13 protein-coding genes and 1 pseudogene are annotated in these 17,620 nt (G+C 66.5%); 5 read left to right on the top strand and 9 right to left on the bottom strand.

Features of this window, described 5'->3' with window-relative positions; all coding sequences use genetic code 11:
* Positions 1 to 70 precede the first annotated feature (70 nt).
* Complete coding sequence (ychF, locus tag ACVN9Z_RS03425; RefSeq protein WP_006385927.1) at positions 71 to 1,162, top strand: redox-regulated ATPase YchF; 1,092 nt, start codon at positions 71 to 73, stop codon at positions 1,160 to 1,162.
* Between the two features lie 550 nt (positions 1,163 to 1,712).
* On the top strand, positions 1,713 to 2,753 hold the full coding sequence (locus tag ACVN9Z_RS03420) for a PDDEXK nuclease domain-containing protein (protein ID WP_200221856.1): 1,041 nt from the start codon (positions 1,713 to 1,715) through the stop codon (positions 2,751 to 2,753).
* Positions 2,754 to 2,885: 132 nt separating this feature from the next.
* Here the strand turns inward: ACVN9Z_RS03420 and ACVN9Z_RS03415 are convergent, their stop codons facing one another.
* From ACVN9Z_RS03415 to ACVN9Z_RS03395, 5 genes and pseudogenes are all read right to left on the bottom strand, one after another.
* A complete protein-coding gene (locus ACVN9Z_RS03415; RefSeq protein WP_070781962.1) occupies positions 2,886 to 5,180 on the bottom strand; it encodes a TonB-dependent siderophore receptor in 2,295 nt (764 codons plus the stop codon).
* Positions 5,181 to 5,422: 242 nt separating this feature from the next.
* A pseudogene (locus tag ACVN9Z_RS03410) lies at positions 5,423 to 7,036 on the bottom strand (ABC-F family ATP-binding cassette domain-containing protein).
* A gap of 207 nt (positions 7,037 to 7,243) precedes the next feature.
* Positions 7,244 to 7,741 carry a DUF2938 domain-containing protein gene (locus ACVN9Z_RS03405; RefSeq protein ID WP_054481808.1) on the bottom strand — a complete coding sequence of 166 codons (498 nt, stop codon included), beginning with the start codon at positions 7,739 to 7,741 and terminating at the stop codon, positions 7,244 to 7,246.
* Positions 7,742 to 8,044: 303 nt separating this feature from the next.
* A complete protein-coding gene (locus ACVN9Z_RS03400) occupies positions 8,045 to 8,491 on the bottom strand; it encodes a MarR family winged helix-turn-helix transcriptional regulator (RefSeq protein WP_006385936.1) in 447 nt (148 codons plus the stop codon).
* A gap of 3 nt (positions 8,492 to 8,494) precedes the next feature.
* Positions 8,495 to 10,093, bottom strand: coding sequence for an MDR family MFS transporter (locus tag ACVN9Z_RS03395; protein WP_006385937.1), 1,599 nt, complete (start codon positions 10,091 to 10,093; stop codon positions 8,495 to 8,497).
* Positions 10,094 to 10,429: 336 nt separating this feature from the next.
* Here ACVN9Z_RS03395 and ACVN9Z_RS03390 point away from each other — a divergent pair, with 336 nt between their 5' ends.
* A complete protein-coding gene (locus ACVN9Z_RS03390; RefSeq protein ID WP_053500428.1) occupies positions 10,430 to 12,928 on the top strand; it encodes an AsmA family protein in 2,499 nt (832 codons plus the stop codon).
* Complete coding sequence (locus tag ACVN9Z_RS03385) at positions 12,925 to 13,311, top strand: MOSC N-terminal beta barrel domain-containing protein (protein WP_006385939.1); 387 nt, start codon at positions 12,925 to 12,927, stop codon at positions 13,309 to 13,311. The genes ACVN9Z_RS03390 and ACVN9Z_RS03385 overlap by 4 nt, the downstream gene beginning before the upstream one ends.
* A gap of 64 nt (positions 13,312 to 13,375) precedes the next feature.
* Here the strand turns inward: ACVN9Z_RS03385 and ACVN9Z_RS03380 are convergent, their stop codons facing one another.
* The 4 genes from ACVN9Z_RS03380 to rsmD all read right to left on the bottom strand — a co-directional run bounded on the left by ACVN9Z_RS03380 (position 13,376) and on the right by rsmD (position 16,151).
* Positions 13,376 to 14,596, bottom strand: a complete 1,221-nt coding sequence (locus ACVN9Z_RS03380) for a benzoate/H(+) symporter BenE family transporter (RefSeq protein ID WP_458213127.1) — start codon at positions 14,594 to 14,596, stop codon at positions 13,376 to 13,378.
* The gene (locus tag ACVN9Z_RS03375) at positions 14,593 to 14,844 is read right to left on the bottom strand and encodes a YfhL family 4Fe-4S dicluster ferredoxin (RefSeq protein ID WP_006385941.1); all 252 of its coding nucleotides are present in this window, start codon (positions 14,842 to 14,844) and stop codon (positions 14,593 to 14,595) included. Before ACVN9Z_RS03375 ends, ACVN9Z_RS03380 begins: the two co-directional genes overlap by 4 nt.
* A 178-nt stretch (positions 14,845 to 15,022) precedes the next feature.
* Positions 15,023 to 15,526: a pantetheine-phosphate adenylyltransferase gene (gene coaD / locus ACVN9Z_RS03370; RefSeq protein WP_006385942.1), complete on the bottom strand. Its 504-nt coding sequence runs from the start codon at positions 15,524 to 15,526 to the stop codon at positions 15,023 to 15,025.
* Positions 15,527 to 15,584: 58 nt separating this feature from the next.
* On the bottom strand, positions 15,585 to 16,151 hold the full coding sequence (gene rsmD / locus ACVN9Z_RS03365) for a 16S rRNA (guanine(966)-N(2))-methyltransferase RsmD (RefSeq protein ID WP_006385943.1): 567 nt from the start codon (positions 16,149 to 16,151) through the stop codon (positions 15,585 to 15,587).
* A 250-nt stretch (positions 16,152 to 16,401) separates the two neighbouring features.
* Between rsmD and ftsY the strand changes: the two genes are divergently transcribed.
* The gene (gene ftsY / locus ACVN9Z_RS03360) at positions 16,402 to 17,568 is read left to right on the top strand and encodes a signal recognition particle-docking protein FtsY (protein ID WP_407705519.1); all 1,167 of its coding nucleotides are present in this window, start codon (positions 16,402 to 16,404) and stop codon (positions 17,566 to 17,568) included.
* The last annotated feature ends 52 nt before the right edge of the window (positions 17,569 to 17,620 follow it).

Here is a 17,620-nt window from a genome sequence, read left to right as displayed (position 1 = left end):
ATCATGATGCGCCGCCTGGCGGGGTAAACTAGAACGTTAACGATCAATACCGTACTTACACAGGATTCCCATGGCTCTGCAATGCGGCATCGTCGGCCTGCCCAACGTTGGCAAATCGACACTCTTCAACGCTCTGACCCGCGCCGGCATCGCCGCCGAGAACTATCCGTTCTGCACCATCGAGCCGAACGTCGGCGTGGTCGAGGTGCCGGATCCGCGTCTGCAGAAGCTGGCCGAGATCGTCAAGCCCGAGCGCATCCTGTCGGCCACGGTCGAATTCGTCGACATCGCCGGCCTGGTGGCGGGCGCCAGCAAGGGTGAAGGCCTGGGCAACCAGTTCCTCTCGCACATCCGCGAAACCGACGCCATCGTCAACGTGGTGCGCTGCTTCGAGGATCCCAACGTGATCCACGTGGCCGGCAAGGTCGATCCGATCGCCGACATCGAAGTCATCGAAACCGAGCTGGCGCTGGCCGACCTGCAGACCGCCGAAAAGGCCCTGCAGCGCCACCAGAAGACCGCCCGTTCCGGCGACAAGGAATCGCAGCGCATCGTCGCCGTGCTGGAAAAGTGCGTGGCGCAACTGAACGAAGCCAAGCCGATCCGCGCGCTCGACCTGTCCACCGAGGAAAAGGCCGACATCGCCCAGCTCTGCTTCATCACCGCCAAGCGCGCGATGTACGTGGGCAACGTGGCCGACGACGGCTTCACCAACAACCCGCTGCTGGACCGCCTGACCGAATTCGCCGCCGCCCGCAACGCGCCGGTGGTCGCCATCTGCGCCGCCATCGAATCGGAAATCGTCGACCTGGACGACGCCGACCGCCAGGCCTTCCTGTCGGACATGGGCATGGAAGAACCGGGCCTGAACCGCCTGATCCGAGCCGCCTTCAAGCTGCTGGGCCTGCAGACCTACTTCACCGCCGGCGTGAAGGAAGTGCGCGCCTGGACCGTGCCGATCGGCGCCACCGCGCCCCAGGCCGCAGGCGTCATCCACACTGACTTCGAACGCGGCTTCATCCGCGCCCAGACCATCGCTTACGAAGACTTCATCACCTACAAGGGCGAGCAGGGCGCGAAGGAAGCGGGCAAGATGCGGGCGGAAGGCAAGGAATACATCGTGCAGGATGGCGATGTGATGAATTTCTTGTTCAACGTCTGACGGGGCGGTCCCATTCCTGGTTAATTGCTGGGTGCTCGGCAGCCCGTGGTGGTTGTGAAAGGTCTCTCAAACCATCGTTATGGTCCGCCGAGCTCCAATTGCTCGTCCGACTCTGGACGACCGCGTTGAAGTTGAGGGTTGGATGTGTCTGTCGTCGCGCGGCTTTGACTGGGGGGCGTTCTGAGGGGCTGGCGGGCGTGAATAGCCCAATTCGGCCACTTATTCGATGGCCATCGAATAGCGGTAATGAATCCGCCAATGAGGGTAATGAGTCGGAGAATTACCCCATTTGAACGTTGTGAGATGCGACACCTGCTGAATTGGTGTTGCCTTCCGGCTGTGTTCATCTTGAAATGATGCATTCACATGTCAAGATATCATCGGATCACGAGCTATTCCTGCAAGACCCGCATGAAGTAGCCGTCGAGTATGGTGATCCGAATGAGCCAATGGCCGAATACCAGCAAATCACCCAGCAACTCGCCGAGGCACAACGGGCGCTGAAAACAGAACTACTGGCCGCGCTCAATGCCACCAGCGGAGACGCAGCATGAGCGACAAGCCCGCCTCCTTGATGTCCGTGCCCGAAGGCTACGACCACTGGCTGGGAGAGCTGAAAGTCCGCATTTCCACGGCTCAACAGCACGTGGCGCGTGCTGTCAACCGTGAGTTGGTGCTGCTCTACTGGCAGATCGGCCAGGACATCTTGCAACGGCAAACCGAACAAGGCTGGGGAGCCAAGGTCATCGAGCGGCTGGCCCATGACCTGCGCACCGCTTTCCCTGACATGAAAGGGTTTTCCCCGCGCAATCTCAAGTACATGCGTGCCTTTGCCCAAGCCTGGCCGGACGTTTCATTTGTGCAAGAGGTACTTGCACAATTGCCCTGGTACCACCAACTTGCGTTGCTGGACAAGCTGTCCAGTCCTGAAGCCCGCCGTTGGTATGCTGCCCGGGCCATCGAACATGGCTGGTCGCGCAATGTGCTGGTTATGCAGATTGAAGCCAAGCTGCTGGAACGCAATGGTCAGGCCGTCACCAATTTCGACACGCGCTTGCCCGCGCCCCAATCCGACCTTGCACGCGAGTCGCTGAAAGACCCCTACCGTTTTGACTTTCTCGGCCTGACCGAGGAAGCGCAGGAACAGGCAATCGAAAACGCCCTGGTCAAACACGTTACCGAGTTCCTGCTGGAGCTGGGCGCGGGTTTTGCCTTCGTTGGGCGGCAAGTGTTGCTGAACGTGGGGGGTGACGAATTCTTCATCGACCTGCTGTTCTATCACCTGAAGCTGCGCTGTTACGTTGTCATCGAGCTCAAGGGAGGCGCCTTCAGGCCAGAGCATCTGGGGCAACTGGGTTTTTACCTCACTACCGTAGATCGTCAGGTCAAGCACGAACAGGACAACCCCACCATTGGCCTGCTGCTGTGCAAGAGCAAAAACAAGGTCGTGGCCGAATACGCCTTGGGTGACAAAACACAACCCATGGGTATTGCCGAGTACAAACTGTTGGAATCCTTGCCTGAAGAGCTGCAAACCAGCCTGCCTAGCATCGAACAGATCGAGCGAGAACTGGGAGGCGAGCATGAATAAGCACACCGCCGAATGCTTGCGTGCATTAAAAATATATGAGGCTGACGAGTGCGCGAATCCGCCTGCGCCGGTAAGGGACCGGCGCAGGCGAATGGTGGAGTACATACTGCTCCGACACGGGTAGCGCAGTATTTAGAACTTCGCCTGCAAGCTCAACGTCACCCGCCGCGGCTCGCCGTAGATCAATCCGTTATAGAACCCATACTGCCGGTAGTACGTCTTGTCGAACAGATTGCTGACGTTCAGCATGGCCGACAGGTGGCGGTTGATGTCGTAGCGCGCCATCGCGTTGAACAGCGCATAGCCCTTCAGGGGAATCGGCGAGTCGTCGAAGCCGCCATGGCCATCCGGCCGGCCGGGGTAGGGCTCGGACACCGTCTTGCCTTGCCAGGTCAGGCCGCCGCCGATGGTCAGCCCTCGCAACGGTCCCTGCAGCCGGTAGGTGGTGTTCAGCCGCAGCAGATGGCGCGGGTCGGGACGCTCGGCGGTGTCCTTGTTGCCGACGTCCAGATAGGTGTAGCCCAGGTAGACGTTCCATGCGGCCGTCACGGCGCCGGCGATCTCGGCGTCGACGCCCTTGACGGTGACGCCGGTGCCGGGCCGGTAGGCCTGGTCGCCATCGGGCGTCAACCTGTCGCCGTCTTTCAAGGCGACGTTCTTCTGCTGGCTGCGGAATGCCGACACGGCGGCGTTGAGTGCGCCGTTGAACCATTCGCCCTTGATGCCGGCCTCGTAGCTGGCGCCCGTGATGGGCTTGAGGGTGTCGCCGCTTTCGTTCTTGTTGGTCTGCGGCGTGAAGACATCGGTGTAGCTGGCGTAGACCGAGTAGGTCGGTGTCAATCCATAGACCAGGCCGTAGTAGGGCGTCCAGGCGCGAGCGGCGTTTTCGCCGGTGCGCGCGCCGCGGACGCCCGCCGCGTTGTAGTTGTCGCTGTGGATCTGGTAGACGCTGCGGCGCAGCCCGGTGATCAGGGTCAGGTCGTCGGCGAGCTCGAAGCGTCCCGCGACGTAGCCGCCATAGAGTGTTGTCCGGGTGACGCGGCGGGCGTCGGTGCGGAACGCGCGGATGTTGCCGTATTCGTCGCCGCGCCAGGCGCGCCAATCCGCGACGGGCAGCTCGGTGCGGTATTGGCAGCGGCCCTTGAAGCCGGCGATGCCGTCGATGCTGCAGTTGCTGCTGTTGAAGGTCCAGGATGGTTCGTCCATGCGCGAGCCGTTCAGGCCGACGAGCAGTTCATGCCGGCGTCCGAACAGTTCCAGGGGCCCCGACAGATCCAGCGAGAACGCGTCGGTTTCGCCTTCCGTCTCCGAATGGATGGCATTGAGGTAGGCGCCGCTGCCGTCCTGCTTCCAGTGGGGCCAGCGGACCTTGCCATTGTTGACCTTGACCGCGCCCTTGTTGTTCAGGTCCGCGCGCGAAGTGTGGGCATAATCGGCGCGCAGCTTCCAGTCGTTATCGAAGCGATGGTCGAGCGAGGCGAACAGCGTCTTCGCTTCCATGTCGCTCTTGCTCCAGTCCGCCGCCAGGTTGAGGCTGCGGCGGAAATGGGTCGGCGAGCCGTCCGCGAACCAGGCGGGCACGTTGGCGCCCCAGGAGGCGCCGTGGAAGATGCTGTGTTCGTACTGGAAGCCCAGGCCGACCTGCGTGCGGTCCGTCACGTCCATGGCGAAGCTGGACAGGAACCCCTGCCGTTCGATGCTCGAGTGGTCGCGGAACCCGTCGGAGTTCTCGCCGCTGAATACCAGGCGCGAGCGGATACGGCCGTCCGCCGCCAGCGGTATGTTGATGTCGCCGACGGCATTCTTCTTGTTCCAGCTTCCGGTGCGCACGGTCAGGCTCGCGCCGAGCGCGCGGCCAGGGCGCTTGCGCACCAGGTCTACGGTGGCGGAGGGATCGCCGGTGCCGCCCAACAATCCGTTCGCGCCGCGCACGATGCTGACGCGGTCGTAGAGATCCATGTTGATCGCGCCGCTGCCGCCGCCGTTGAACGAGGACCCGCCGATGATCGACAGGCCATCGACCTTGTAGTTGGTGATGTTGAATCCGCGGGCCCGGTAGGTGGTGCGCCCGCCGTTGTCCAACTCGACGAAAGTGATGCCCGTGGTGCTGCCCAGGACGTCGCCGATGGACTGCATGCCCTGGTCGTCCATCTGCTGGCGGGTCACCACCGACACGGACTGGGGCGTTTCCTTCGGACTCAGTGTCAGGCCGGTCGAGGCGCGGGTCGAGGGCACGGTATAGGAGCGTGTCGCCTCGGTGGGCTCGTCGGCTTGCCCGCTCACTTCAATGGCCGGCAGCGTGGCCGGTGCGGACGACGTGTTGCCGGCGGCATCCGGCTGCCGCGCCTGGACCGGGGCGGCAGCGGATGCCAGGGCAAGCGTGATCAGGCCAAGCAGTGCGGACGAGCCTGACGAGTGGTGATGCATGACAATTCATCCCTGTTCATATTGGAAAAAGAAGCGCCATTGATTTGCATTTTTATTTATTGAGAATGGCTGCCAGGGAATATGCCGGATATCACCCGGGTTGGATCGCATAACGCGCACAGGGCCGGCAAAAGAAGACTTGTTTAAGGGGCATGGCGAAGCCGCGCGAACGGGAGCGGGCGGGGCGATGGCGAGGAGTGCGGGGCCTCATCGCCATGCCGACGCATCGTTATCGTGTGGGCTCACCACGGTTCCAGCTGCCAACCCCCTTGCGTGGCCCGCAACCTGTCCGTGAGCGCCAGGTTGTCCAGGAACGCCTCGTCGTGCGACACCACGACCAGCGCGCCCGGATAGCCGCGCAGCATGCTTTCCAGGGCAAGCATGGAGGGCAGGTCGAGGTGATTGCCCGGTTCGTCCAGCAGCAACAGGCGCGGCGGCGGATCGGCGTAGAGCGCGCAAGCCAGCGCCGCCTTCAGGCGTTCGCCGCCACTGAGCGAGCCGCTGGGCGCCAGGATCTTGCGCGCATCCAGGCCGAGGTGGGCCAGGCGCGCGCGCAGTTCGCCTTCGGCCAGGTTGGGGTTGGCGGCCTGCAGCTGTTCGAGCACGGGCCGCTCCGGTGCCAGGCCGGCCAGCCGCTGGTCGAGGTAGACGCTTTCGGGCGCCGCCTTCCTCTCGCCCGACAAGGGCGCGAGTTGGCCCGCCAGCACCTTGAGCAGGGTCGATTTGCCGCAGCCGTTGGGGCCGGTCACCGCGACGCGTTGCTGTCCGCCCAGCTGAAGGCTGACATGGCGGGTGGGCGCCACGATGAAAGGCAGCGTGACGTGGTCCAGTTGCGCCACGCGCCGCTGCGCCGCTTGCGCGATGGGCAGGGCATGCAGCGAGATTGCGGCGTCCTGTTCGACTTGCTCCGCGGCCTCGCGCACGGCCTGTGCCAAGCGTTCGTGGGCGACTGCGTGTTGCTGCCTCAGCCTGCCGGCCGAATCCTCGCTGCGGCCCTTTTGCCGGTCGAGCAGGATCCTGGCCTGGTTGGCCTGCTTGCCGTGCCGCTGGCCGCGCGCCTGGCGGCGCTCCTGCCGCTCGCGCTAGGCCTGCATCGCCTGCTCCTCGCGCCGGCGTTCGAGCTTGCGGTGTTCCAGCCATTCCAGCGCGTTGGCGCGTTCATGCTCTTTGCTTGTGGCATAGGCACTGTAGTTGCCGCCGTAGCCGCGCAGGCCCAGCGAGGACAGCTCCACGATGCGCGCCAGGGTGTCGAGCAGTTGCCGATCGTGGCTGATGACCAGCAAGCCGCGCGGCCAATGCCGCAGCTGTTCGATCAGTGCCTCGCGGTTGCGGCGGTCCAGGTGGTTGGTGGGTTCGTCCAGGATGAGGAATTCGGCTTCGGACAGCATGGCGCTGGCCAGCGCGACGCGCATGGCTTCGCCGCCGCTGAGGGCGCTGGCCGGCGTCGCGGCGTCGAGATGGCCCAGGCCGTCGCGTTCCAGCGCGTGTTGCAGGCGTTGGCGGATGTCCCAGCGGTCGCCGACGCGCTCGAAGTCTTCCGGCGCGCTGCTGCCGGCCTCGATGCGCGCCAGCGCGTCCAGCGTGCCTTGCAGGCCGGCCAGGCTGGCGACGGTGGCGCCGGCGGGCGGGGAAATCTGTTGGGCCAGGTAGAAGACGTTGCCTGATCGCAGGCAGCGTCCGCTCGACGGCGGCAACTGCCCCGCCAGGATGCGCGCGAGCACGGTCTTGCCGACGCCATTGCGCCCGACCAGGCCGGTGGGGCGCGCGTCGAAGGTTTCGTCGAGTCCGGAAAAAAGCGGGCTGCCGTCGGGCAGCAGGTACGACACGCTTTCCAGCGTGAGATAGGGAGTCGTCATGCGTGATGCTTCCAGGGATGCCAGGAACTCCCCCTGCGAACGGGGGCGGGTGGAGACTGGCCGTCATTGCGACGGCGGCATCAATGGCGCATGGGACGAATACCTCGATGAATGTGATCCAGGCCGTTACTTTAAAAGCCCTTGGCGGAATTGGCAAAACGCGCGCGCGGCAAGGCTGTCCGGGCCGACCGGGAGGCGTGCGCCGCTTCAGGCCTCCAGCGTCTTTGCCACGGCCCATCCCGCCAGATACAACCCCACGCCGAACGACGCATGCGCCATCAGGCTGCGCAGCCGTGCCACGCCGGGTTTCGGGGTCCTGGACGCCGCGATGCCGGCGCCCATGCCGGGTTGCAGGATCAGGAAGGGCGCGGCGACCGTGGCGATGCCGACGGTCAGCGCCGGCAGCAGCGTCGGTCGCGCGGCCCAGGCCGGGCCCCAGATGGCCAGCAGCAGGAGCGCGAACAGGATGCCGATGGCGTAGTGGGCGATCCAGCCGATGGCGCGTTCGCCGGTTACGGGCGCCGAGCGGGCGATGCCGGGGTGGGTCAGGCGTCCGCGTGGCAGATGCCCGAGCCAGCGGCCGACCAGGGCGTAATCCAGCGACGGCAGGCCGAACAGGCGCTTGAGCAGCAGCGCCCACAGGTCCATGACGAGCGTGGCGCCGGCGCCGATCAGCACGGCGCGAAGAAAGAGGTCGGGTGGCATGTGCGGGTTCCGGGAAAATGAAATAATATTCAATAGATTGATTGAATGTTATTCAATAACCTTTCCGGATGTCAAATGTGGAGGGCGGACGCTGGGGCCGCGTTGGCGCGCCAGGCGCTCAACGAAACGCCTGAATCGGGGGAAACCGTTGGAGAGGGCGGAAAGCCCTGAAGGGGGCGATCGGCGGCTCATCGATGGCGGGACCGGCGCAATTCATCGCAGAGGCGGTCCAGCCCGACGCTGTCGGGTGCGCAGGCGCTCGGCCGCGGTGTTGAAGCGCCGCCATGGGCGCCCCGCGCGCGGTCATTCGCCCTTGTTGCCGCCTGCCGCGCGCAGGAAGTTGGCTTCCAGCACGTTGAGCACGCGGTTCAGCGTGTCGATATCCGAAGCCGACAGCCCCTTGAGCGATTCGTCGAAAAATGCCGCCCGCTTGGGCAGGGCTTCGTCGACCACGGCCTGGCCGGCCGGCGTGAGGCGGGCGTTGGTCAGGCGGTTGTCGTCGGGATCGACGGCGCGCGCGATCCAGCCGAGCTTCTGCATCGCCTGCAATTGGCGGGTGAGCGAAGCGGGGTCGAGGCGGCAGCGTTCGGCCAGGTGCTTCTGCGAGCATTGGCCGCATTCATGCAGCGCCAGCAGGATGCGCCAGCGCGGCAGCGCGTGGCCGACCATGCCGCTGAAGGCGCTTTGCATGACCCGGTAGGTCTGGCCCATGTGCTGGATGACCTGCAGGCCCTGTTGTTGTTTGGGCAAAAGCTACTCTCCGACGGCGGCGGGCTCCGTTTTGGCGGGGCGCGCCAATTGCACCAGGGGGACGCGCCGCACGCACCACAGCGCCAGCACCGCGACCGCCAGGGCGATGAGCTGCCCCTCGTGGATGGCGCCGACCAGCGCCACCCGCGCGATCTCGATCAACGACGTTCCATCCTGGCCTTGATGCGCCAATTGTGCCAGGAACTGTGTCTGGGCCTCGGGGTTGACCAGCATCTGCGGGTCGTCCAGCTGCGGCAGCCAGCGCGCAGAGGCGCCGCGCAGCGTCGATTCGACGCCGCTGAAGTAGCTGTGGTTGACCATGGTGCCGACCACGGCCGTGCCCAGCATGCCGCCGATCATGCGCAGCGATTGCAGCAGCGCGGTGGCGATGCCCAGGTGGCTGCGGCCGGCGGTCTGCTGCGCGAACACGGTCAGGTTGGGCATGATGAAGCCCATGCCCAGCCCGGCCATGAGCATGTAGGCGGCGATCAGGCCGTGCGCGGTGTAGTTGTGGGTGGTGACGATGCCCAGACAGGACAGCGCCATCAGGATGAAGCCCGCGTACAGCATGCGGTTGGGGTTGCGGATACGGGTGATGATGCGGCCGTTGATGATGCTGCCCACGGTGATGAAGACCACCATTGGGGTGATCAGCAGGCCGGCGTCCTGCGGCGACAGGCCGAAGCCGCCCTGCAGCAGCAGCGGCGCGTAGAACAGCAGCGAATACATGGTCACGCCCACCAGCAGCGCCAGTATGAACAGCATGGCCAGGCCGCGGTTGCGGAACATGTCGAACGGCAGCAGCGGGTGCGGGCAGCGCCGCTCCCACCAGAACAGCAGGCCGAAGGCGGCGATGCTGCCGGCGGCCAGCAGCACGATGGTGGCGCTCAGGCCCTCCTTGGGTAGCAGTTCCACCAGCAGTTGCAGGCTGCCGAGCGCGGCGGCGATCAGCAGCGCGCCTTGCCAATCCAGGCGCACCTTGCCGGAAGTATGGTTGCGCAGGTGCGGCAGGTAGCGCGCCACGAACCAGAGGCCCAGGATGCCGATGGGCAGGTTGACGTAGAACACGGAGCGCCAGCCGTAGTGCTCGGTCAGCGCGCCGCCGAGCGTCGGGCCCACCGCATTGGCGATGCCGAAGGCCGAACTGAGCATGACCTGCCAGCGCAGCCGCACGTGCGGATCGGGGAACAGGTCGGGAATGGAGGCAAACGCCGTGCCCACCAGCATGCCGCCGCCCACGCCCTGCAGCGCCCGCGCCAGCACCAGCGTGAACATGCTGTCGGCCGCGCCGCACAGCACCGAGGCCAGCGTGAACAGCACGATCGCCGCCACCACGAAGGGCTTGCGGCCGTAGTAGTCGCCCAGGCGGCCGAAGATCGGCACGGTGATGACCGAGGTCAGCAGGTAGGACGTGGCCACCCATGCGTACAGCTCGAAGCCCTTGAGTTCGGCCACGATGGTGGGCAGCGCGGTGCCCACCACGGTCTGGTCGATGGCCACCATCATCATGACGAAGCACATGCCCAGCATGGCGAGCAGGGTCTGCCGGAAGGGAAGCACCTGGCCGGGTGAATAGGGCGTGCTGGGAGCGGGGGCGGGCATTGTTGGATCGATCAATGATTGATGGATCAATAATTCTAGCCCTACAATCCCGAAGACAGAAAACCGTCAGTTTCGGGCCGGACGCGCAGGCTGGCCCGATTTGTTACGATACCGGTATGTGCACGCTGGTCATGCCGGCGTCTTCAGCAGGTCTTTCCATGGCAGTTCCTCCCCGCTTGGCGCCCCGGCCCCCGGCTTGGCGCACGCGGCGGCACGCGATCGAAGACGGACATATCAGGAAGCCACGCGCGCGGCGCGGCGGCAAAGCACCATTCCCGCGCCCGGCGCGGCGGATGGCATTCAAGGATTACCAGTCGAGGTACCGACGGGGCGGCAATGAAAACGTGGTTCAAGCGCATTCTGATAGGCCTGGTGGTGTTGGTTGTCGTGGCCGTCGTTGGCCTGGCCATCTTTTTGCTGACGTTCGACCCCAACGCGTACAAGTACAAGCTCGAAGAGCTGGTCCAGGAACGCTATCACCGCACGCTCACGATCGACGGCGAAATCGAGTTGTCGCTGTTCCCGCGCATCGGCCTGTCGGTGCAGGGCGTGTCGCTGTCCGAAGCCAATAGCACCGAAACGTTCGCTTCCATCGAGAGCACGCGCCTGGCGGTGGCGGTGTGGCCGCTGCTGTCGAACAGCTTCGTGGTGGATCACGTCGCCATCAGCGGCTTCAAGGCGCGGGTCGTGCGCGACAAGGACGGCCAGTTCAATTTCAGCAACCTGGTGGGCGGCACCGCGCCGGTGGTGGCCACGCCGTCCAATCCCGCCGAAGCGCTCGCGGGCGCGGCGCAGACCGCCGCGCAGGCCCTGACCAGCGGCACCTTGCCGCCGTCGCGCAACAACATGCAGATCGACATCGCCGGCCTGGACCTGAAGGACGGCGAAGTCCAGCTGCAGGACCAGATGTCGGGCATGGCGGTGGCGGTGACCAAGATCAACGCCAATACGGGCCGGGTCACCTTCAACCAGCCGTTCGACGTGCGGCTGACGGCCCGCGTCGAAGGCGGCAACCCCCGCATGGACGCCAATCTGAATGGCCAGGCGTTGCTGACGCTCGATCCTTCGGCCAAGCGCTATGCGGCCCAGAAGCTGGACCTGCGCATGGACGGCAAGTTGCCGGGCGCGCAGGCCAAGAGCCTGGCGGTGCGCGGCAACCTGGCGTTCAACGGCCAGAAGTCGGCGCTGGACGTGGCCGGCCTGGAAGTCGTGTTCCAGGGCGATGTCACCGATCCGGCCGCGCCCGCCACGAATGTCGAAGCCAGCGTGGCCATGCCCAAGCTGTCGATCGATCCCCACAAGAGCCAGTTGCAGATCGAGAAGCTGGCGGTGCGTGCCAAGGGCGGCGTGGCCGACGGCCCGTTTGAATTCGCGGTCGATGCCCCGGCGCTCAACATCTCGCCGACGCAGGCGACGGGCGAGGCCTTGACCGGCCGCGTGCGCATCAGCGGCCTGGACGCCAGTTTTGGCCTGAACGGCATCAGCGGCAACGCCACCGAGCTGGATATCAAGGAAGCCAAGCTCGACAGCACCTCCAAGAAAGGCGAGCGCGTCGTCAAGCTGAATTTCGCTTCGCCGCTGTCGCTGAACCTGCTGCAACGCAAGGGCGGCCTGTCCGGCTTGCGCGGCGACGTCAATATCACCGATCCGGGCCTGCCCAAGGGCAGCCTGCAGATCCCGGTGATCGGCAGCCTCAATGTCGATCTGCTCAAGGACACTGCCAACAGCAAGATCAACGCCGTGCTGGAAGGCGGCAAGTTCGACCTGACCGCCGACATCGCCAAGCTGAGCGACGCGCCGCAGGTCAATTTCGCGCTGGCCGTGGACACGCTGGACCTGGACAAGCTGGTGCCGCCGGCCACCGCCGCCGCGCCCGCCAAGCCGCCGGCCGAAGGCAAGAAGGACGAGACCAAGCCGGCCCAGCCGGCGCCGGCCGCGCCCGCGGACGATTCGATCAACCTGTCGGCGCTGGTCGGCCCGAGCGTGAACGGCACGCTCAAGGTCGGCAAGCTGGTGGTGCGCGGCCTGAAGGCCGACGACGTCGCCGCCGCCGTCAAGCTGGATCGCGGCAAGCTCGACATTTCCAGCCTGACCGCCGGCCTGTATGGCGGCAAGCTCGCCGGCGCGTTGTCGGTGGACGCGGCGCAAGGCAATCAGCTCGCCACCAAGATGTCGCTGGCTGGCATCGCCATCGAGCCGCTGTTGATGGACCTGGCGCAGCAGAACGTGCTGAGCGGCACGGGCAGCCTGGCGCTGGACCTGAAGACCGCCGGCGCCAACGCCTACGCAATGAAGAGCGGCCTGGGCGGCACGCTGCAGCTGCGCCTGCGCGATGGCGCGGTCAAGGGCATCAACCTGACGCAGACCCTGCGCGAGTTGAGGGCCGCGCTCAAGCCGGAATCGCAGGATGCGACCGTGGCGGCCGATACCAGCAAGCAGACCGCTTTCTCCGAAATGGACGCCGATCTCGCATTCGCCAAGGGTGTGGCCAACGTGAAGCGGCTGAACGTGGTGTCGCCGCTGCTGCGCGTGACGCAGGGCGAGCCGGCCACCATCGATTTCGTCAAGAACGAGCTGGACCTGGTGGCGCGCGCCCGTGTCGTCAATCCGGCGGCCGACCCGGAAGGCAAGGAACTGATCGACCTGAAGGACGTGACCATCCCGGTGCACGTCAAGGGGCCGTTCGACAAGCCTGCCTACACGCTGCTGTGGAAGGACGCCGTCGCCGGCATCCTCAAGCGCAGCCTGGAAAACAAGCTGCGCGAAGCCGTGACCGGCAAGGGCAAGGGCGGCGCGGCGGTCGACAAGGCGCTCAAGGGCCTGCTGGGCAAATGAGCGGCGCCACTTTCCAACCCATTGCCCAATGCGGCGAGACGTCGCAGGCCGAGGCCGCGCCTTATCACCGCCAGTGGCTGGTCGCCAATGATTCAGGCCAGTGGCTCAACCGCGAGCTGTGCCCGCGGCTGGCCGACGTGACGGTGGAACTGCGCCTGGGGTACCTGGTGCTGCGCGCGCCGGGCATGCTGCGCATGGATATTCCGCTGGACGTGATCGAGGACGACGACAGCGTGCGCTACAGCATGAAGGTCGGTGAGCAGATCATCGACGTGATCGACGAAGGCGAACTGGCCGCGGCGTGGATCTCGAATTTCGTGCAGGTGCCGTGCCGCATCATGAAGGTGCATCCGGACACGCCCGTGTCCGCCTGGCCGGACTGAGCCTGGCGGCGGGCCGCGCACGGCCGCTCGACAGGCCCGGGGTCAACGCGGGACGAACGCCGCATCAGGCCGCCGGCTTGCGCCGGTATTCAAACACGGTGTGGGCCAGCAGGCCTGCCACCAGGCCCCAGAAGGCCGAACCGATGCCCCAGAAACTGAAGCCCGACGCCGTCGCCAGCAGCGTGATGAGCGCGGCTTCGCGCCGCTGCGGGTTGGCCATGGCGGCGGCCATGCCGCCCATGATGGTGCCCAGCAGTGCGAGGCCCGCCAGCGCCGCCAGCAGCGCGGCCGGCAGCGCCTGGAAGAACACCGCCACCGCGCCGGCGACGATGCTCAGCGCGAAATAGCTGACGCCGTAGGTGGCCGCGGCGATGTAGCGCTTGGACGGCTCCGCGTGCGCTTCGGGGCCGGTGCAGATGGCCGCGCTGATCGCGCCCAGCGTGACGCTGTGGGCGCCGAACGGGGCGGCCAGCAGGCCGAGCAAGCCGGTGGCGGCGACCAGCCGCGAGGCCGGCGGACGGTAGCCGGCGGCCTGCAGGATAGCCAGGCCGGGCAGGTTCTGCGAGGCCATCGCCACCACGAACAGCGGCACGCCCAGGCTGATCGCGGCCTGCATGCTGAAGACGGGCGTGGTCCAGACGAACTCGGTCAGGTGCCAGTCGAGCTGGTCGACCTGCATGAGGCCCAGGCCGGCGGCCATGGCCACCGCCACGGCCATCACCATCAGCACGGCGTAGCGCGGCGCCCAGCGCCGGCACACCAGGTAGGCGGCGCACATGGCCAGCACCAGCGCCGGCTGCTTGCCGACGTTGGTGAAGATGCCCATGCCGAAGTTGAGCAGCACGCCGGCCAGCATGGCGGCGGCCACTTCGCCGGGAATGCGGCGCAGGATGGGATCGATCCAGCCGAACAGGCCGCAGGCCAGCGTCAGCGCGGCGGCCAATACGAAGGCGCCGATGGCTTCGGGAAAAGGCACGCCGGCCAGCGCGGTGACCAGCAGGGCCGCGCCGGGCGTGGACCAGGCCATGACGATAGGCAGGCCGGTGCGCAGGCTGTAGGCCGCGCCGCCCAGGCCCAGCACCAGGCTGAGCGAACCGATCCAGGAGCCGATGCGGGCGGCGTCCAGGCCGGCGGCATGGCCGGCCTGCACCATCAGCACGGCGGTGCCGCCGAAGCTGACCAGCACGGCGACCAGGCCGGCCGCGATCGCGGAGGCGGACAGGTCGCGGCGGGCGTTGGGGCGGGTGGCGGGGGGATCGAAGACGGGTTGCGCGGTGTCGCTCATGCGGCACCGGTCAGGCGGCGGTACTTGGCCATCAGTTGTTCCTGGCCTTCCTTCCATTGCGGATGCAGTTCGATGCATTCGACCGGACAGACCACCTTGCATTGCGGCTCGTCGTGGTGGCCGACGCATTCGGTGCAGCGGTCAGGGTCGATGACGTAGTAGTCCTCGCCCATGGAAATCGCGTCGTTCGGGCACTGGGGCTCGCAAACGTCGCAATTGATGCATTCTTCGGTGATGGTCAGGGCCATGATGGAGGGGCAACGGAATCCGGCAGGGATACTGCAATTGTACTGCCGGGCCCGCGCCGGCCCGGGCAAGCCCCTGGCGCCGACCTGCCCATGGCCCGCTGGATGCGGACAGCCAAAATGCAGGGAGGGCGCACAAGGCGCCCTCCGGGAGGGTTCGGTGGGGCGGAGAGCGGGGCGCTCAGCCCGGCCAGGATTGCTCGCGGCGTTCCTTGGCCTTTTCCTGCAGCCAGCGTTCCACCGACGGGAACACGAACTTGCTGACGTCGCCGCCCAGCTGGGCGATTTCGCGCACGATGGTGCCGGAGATGAACTGGTATTGATCCGATGGCGTCATGAACAGGGTCTCGACGTCGGGCAGCAGGTGGCGGTTCATGCCGGCCATCTGGAATTCGTATTCGAAGTCGGACACGGCGCGCAGGCCGCGCACGATCACGCGCCCGCCCTGGTCGCGCACGAAGTCCTTGAGCAGGCCGCCGAAGCTCTGCACTTCCACGTTGGGATAGTGCCCCAGCACTTCGCGCGCGATGTCCACGCGCTCGTCGATGCTGAAGAAGGGCTTCTTGTTGCGGCTGTGCGCGATGCCGACCACGACTTTGTCGAAAAGCGTGGCGGCGCGGCGGACCAGGTCTTCGTGGCCTCTGGTCAGCGGGTCGAAAGTGCCGGGGTAAACAGCGATGATCATGCGAGCTCCGTACCGTTATTAGTGGTGTACACCATCCTCCGAAGCTCGGATTATTGATCTATTTGCGCAATGCAGCAAATTCCAGCAGATGGTAGTGGACCGCCCCGGCCTTGTCCTGGCGCAGGATCTCGAATCCTTCGGGGGGCTCGATAGGGCTTTCGGCCTCGACGTAGACCAGTCCGCCCTCGGCCAGGATGCCGGGCAGGATCGGCCACAGGCGCGGCAGCCAGCCCTGCCCGAAGGGCGGATCCAGGAGGATGAGGTCAAATCGGGACGCATCCATTCTTTCGGCGACCTGCATCGCATCGCCCACGTGGATGCGTATCATGTCGGCTTTGAGCTTGTCGCGCAGTGTCCGCAGCGCGGACGCGGCGGTCTTGTCGCGTTCGACCATCTGCACATGCGCCACGCCGCGCGAGGCCGCCTCGAAACCCAGGGCGCCGCTGCCGGCGAACAGATCCAGCACCTGCTTGTCGGCGAATTCGCCGCCCCACAGGTGGTTGAGCCAGTTGAACAGCGTTTCCCGCACCCGGTCGGGCGTCGGGCGGAGCGTCTCCACGTCGGGCACGACGATAGGGGTGCGCCGGTATTGGCCCCCGACGATACGAATATACTTGTTACCCATGTTTAGCCGCTTCTTCAAGAAAAAATCCCCTCCGCCCGCCGCGCCGGCCCAGCCCGCGCCGCCGCCGGAGCAGGTGGACGCCGGGATCGCGCCGCAAGCCGAGGCCGAGGTCCCCGCCCAGCCCGTCGAACCCGCCGTTCCGGCGCGCGAATTCGCGCCCGTCGCGACGCCCGAGGTGACCCTGCCGGTGCCGTCCGCCGAGGTGCCCGCGCCGGCGTCGGCCAGCGTGCCGCAACCGTCGCCGGCCGTGGTGCCGCAGCCGCAGGCCTCGGCGCCCGTGTCCGCGCCTGCTGCCCCCGCGACGCCCAGCGCCGCTGCGCCCGCCGTTGGCGCGCCGCCTGTCGCTTCCGCGCAGGTCGCCGCGGCGCCCGTGCCGCAGCAGCCAGTGGCTCCCGCGCCGGCGGTTTCGCAGCCCGCCGCAACGCCGTCGGCGCCGGTCGTCGCCCCGGCTCCCGCCGCCATTGTGCCGGCCCCTGCCGCGCCCGAACCGGAAGCCGCGCCCAAGAAGGCGTCCTGGCTGTCGCGGCTCAAGCAGGGCCTGTCGCGCACCGGCCAGAGCATTGGCGGCATTTTCGTCGGCGTCAAGGTCGACGAGAACCTGTTCGAGGAACTCGAATCGGCGCTCATTATGGCCGATGCCGGCCTGGAAGCCACCGAGAAGCTGCTGACCGCGCTGCGCGCGCGGGTCAAGAAAGAACGCATCGAGGACCCGGCCAAGGTCAAGGCCGCGCTGCGCCAGCTGCTGGCCGACCACCTGCGTCCGCTGGAGCGCGCCTTCGACCTGAAGCGCGCGCAGCCGCTGGTGGTGATGATCGCGGGCGTCAACGGCGCGGGCAAGACCACGTCCATCGGCAAGCTGGCGCACACCTTCCAGCGCCAGGGCGCCAGCGTGCTGCTGGCCGCGGGCGACACGTTCCGCGCCGCCGCGCGCGAGCAACTGATCGAATGGGGCAGCCGCAACAACGTCACCGTGATCTCGCAGGATGGCGGCGACCCGGCGGCGGTGGCGTTCGACTCGGTCAACGCCGGCCGCGCGCGCGGCATGGGCGTGGTGATGGTGGACACGGCCGGCCGCCTGCCGACCCAGCTGCACCTGATGGAAGAACTGAAGAAGATCCGCCGCGTCATCGGCAAGGCCGACCCGGCCGCGCCGCACGAGGTGCTGCTGGTGGTGGACGGCAACACCGGCCAGAACGCGTTGGCGCAGATCCGCGCGTTCGACGCGGCCATCAACCTGACGGGCCTGGTCGTGACCAAGCTGGACGGCACCGCCAAGGGCGGCACGCTGGCGGCGGTGGCGGCGGGCAGCCAGGGCGTGCGGCCGATCCCGGTGTACTGGATCGGCGTGGGCGAAAGCCTGGAAGACCTGCAGCCGTTCGTGGCCGACGAATTCGCCGGAGCCTTGCTGGCCGACTGATTCGTCCCGCTGATACCCGCACGGGCCTCGCGCCCGGCGCTGAAAGCACCGC

It is taken from the genome of Achromobacter sp. KK8 (genome assembly GCF_054188005.1).
Note: the sequence above shows the minus strand (reverse complement) of the source record. Positions and strands in the feature narration are given on the sequence as shown.

Bases quoted from the DNA above. Each gene is read 5' to 3' on its own strand.
- ACVN9Z_RS03395 (WP_006385937.1), bottom strand. From the start codon at position 10,093: ATGCCCGCCCCCGCTCCCAGCACGCCCTATTCACCCGGCCAGGTGCTT.
- ACVN9Z_RS03375 (WP_006385941.1), bottom strand. From the start codon at position 14,844: ATGGCCCTGACCATCACCGAAGAATGCATCAATTGCGACGTTTGCGAG.
- ACVN9Z_RS03420 (WP_200221856.1), top strand. From the start codon at position 1,713: ATGAGCGACAAGCCCGCCTCCTTGATGTCCGTGCCCGAAGGCTACGAC.
- ACVN9Z_RS03380 (WP_458213127.1), bottom strand. From the start codon at position 14,596: ATGAGCGACACCGCGCAACCCGTCTTCGATCCCCCCGCCACCCGCCCC.
- ACVN9Z_RS03415 (WP_070781962.1), bottom strand. From the start codon at position 5,180: ATGCATCACCACTCGTCAGGCTCGTCCGCACTGCTTGGCCTGATCACG.
- coaD (WP_006385942.1), bottom strand. From the start codon at position 15,526: ATGATCATCGCTGTTTACCCCGGCACTTTCGACCCGCTGACCAGAGGC.
- ychF (WP_006385927.1), top strand. From the start codon at position 71: ATGGCTCTGCAATGCGGCATCGTCGGCCTGCCCAACGTTGGCAAATCG.
- rsmD (WP_006385943.1), bottom strand. From the start codon at position 16,151: ATGGGTAACAAGTATATTCGTATCGTCGGGGGCCAATACCGGCGCACC.
- ACVN9Z_RS03405 (WP_054481808.1), bottom strand. From the start codon at position 7,741: ATGCCACCCGACCTCTTTCTTCGCGCCGTGCTGATCGGCGCCGGCGCC.
- ACVN9Z_RS03385 (WP_006385939.1), top strand. From the start codon at position 12,925: ATGAGCGGCGCCACTTTCCAACCCATTGCCCAATGCGGCGAGACGTCG.
- ACVN9Z_RS03390 (WP_053500428.1), top strand. From the start codon at position 10,430: ATGAAAACGTGGTTCAAGCGCATTCTGATAGGCCTGGTGGTGTTGGTT.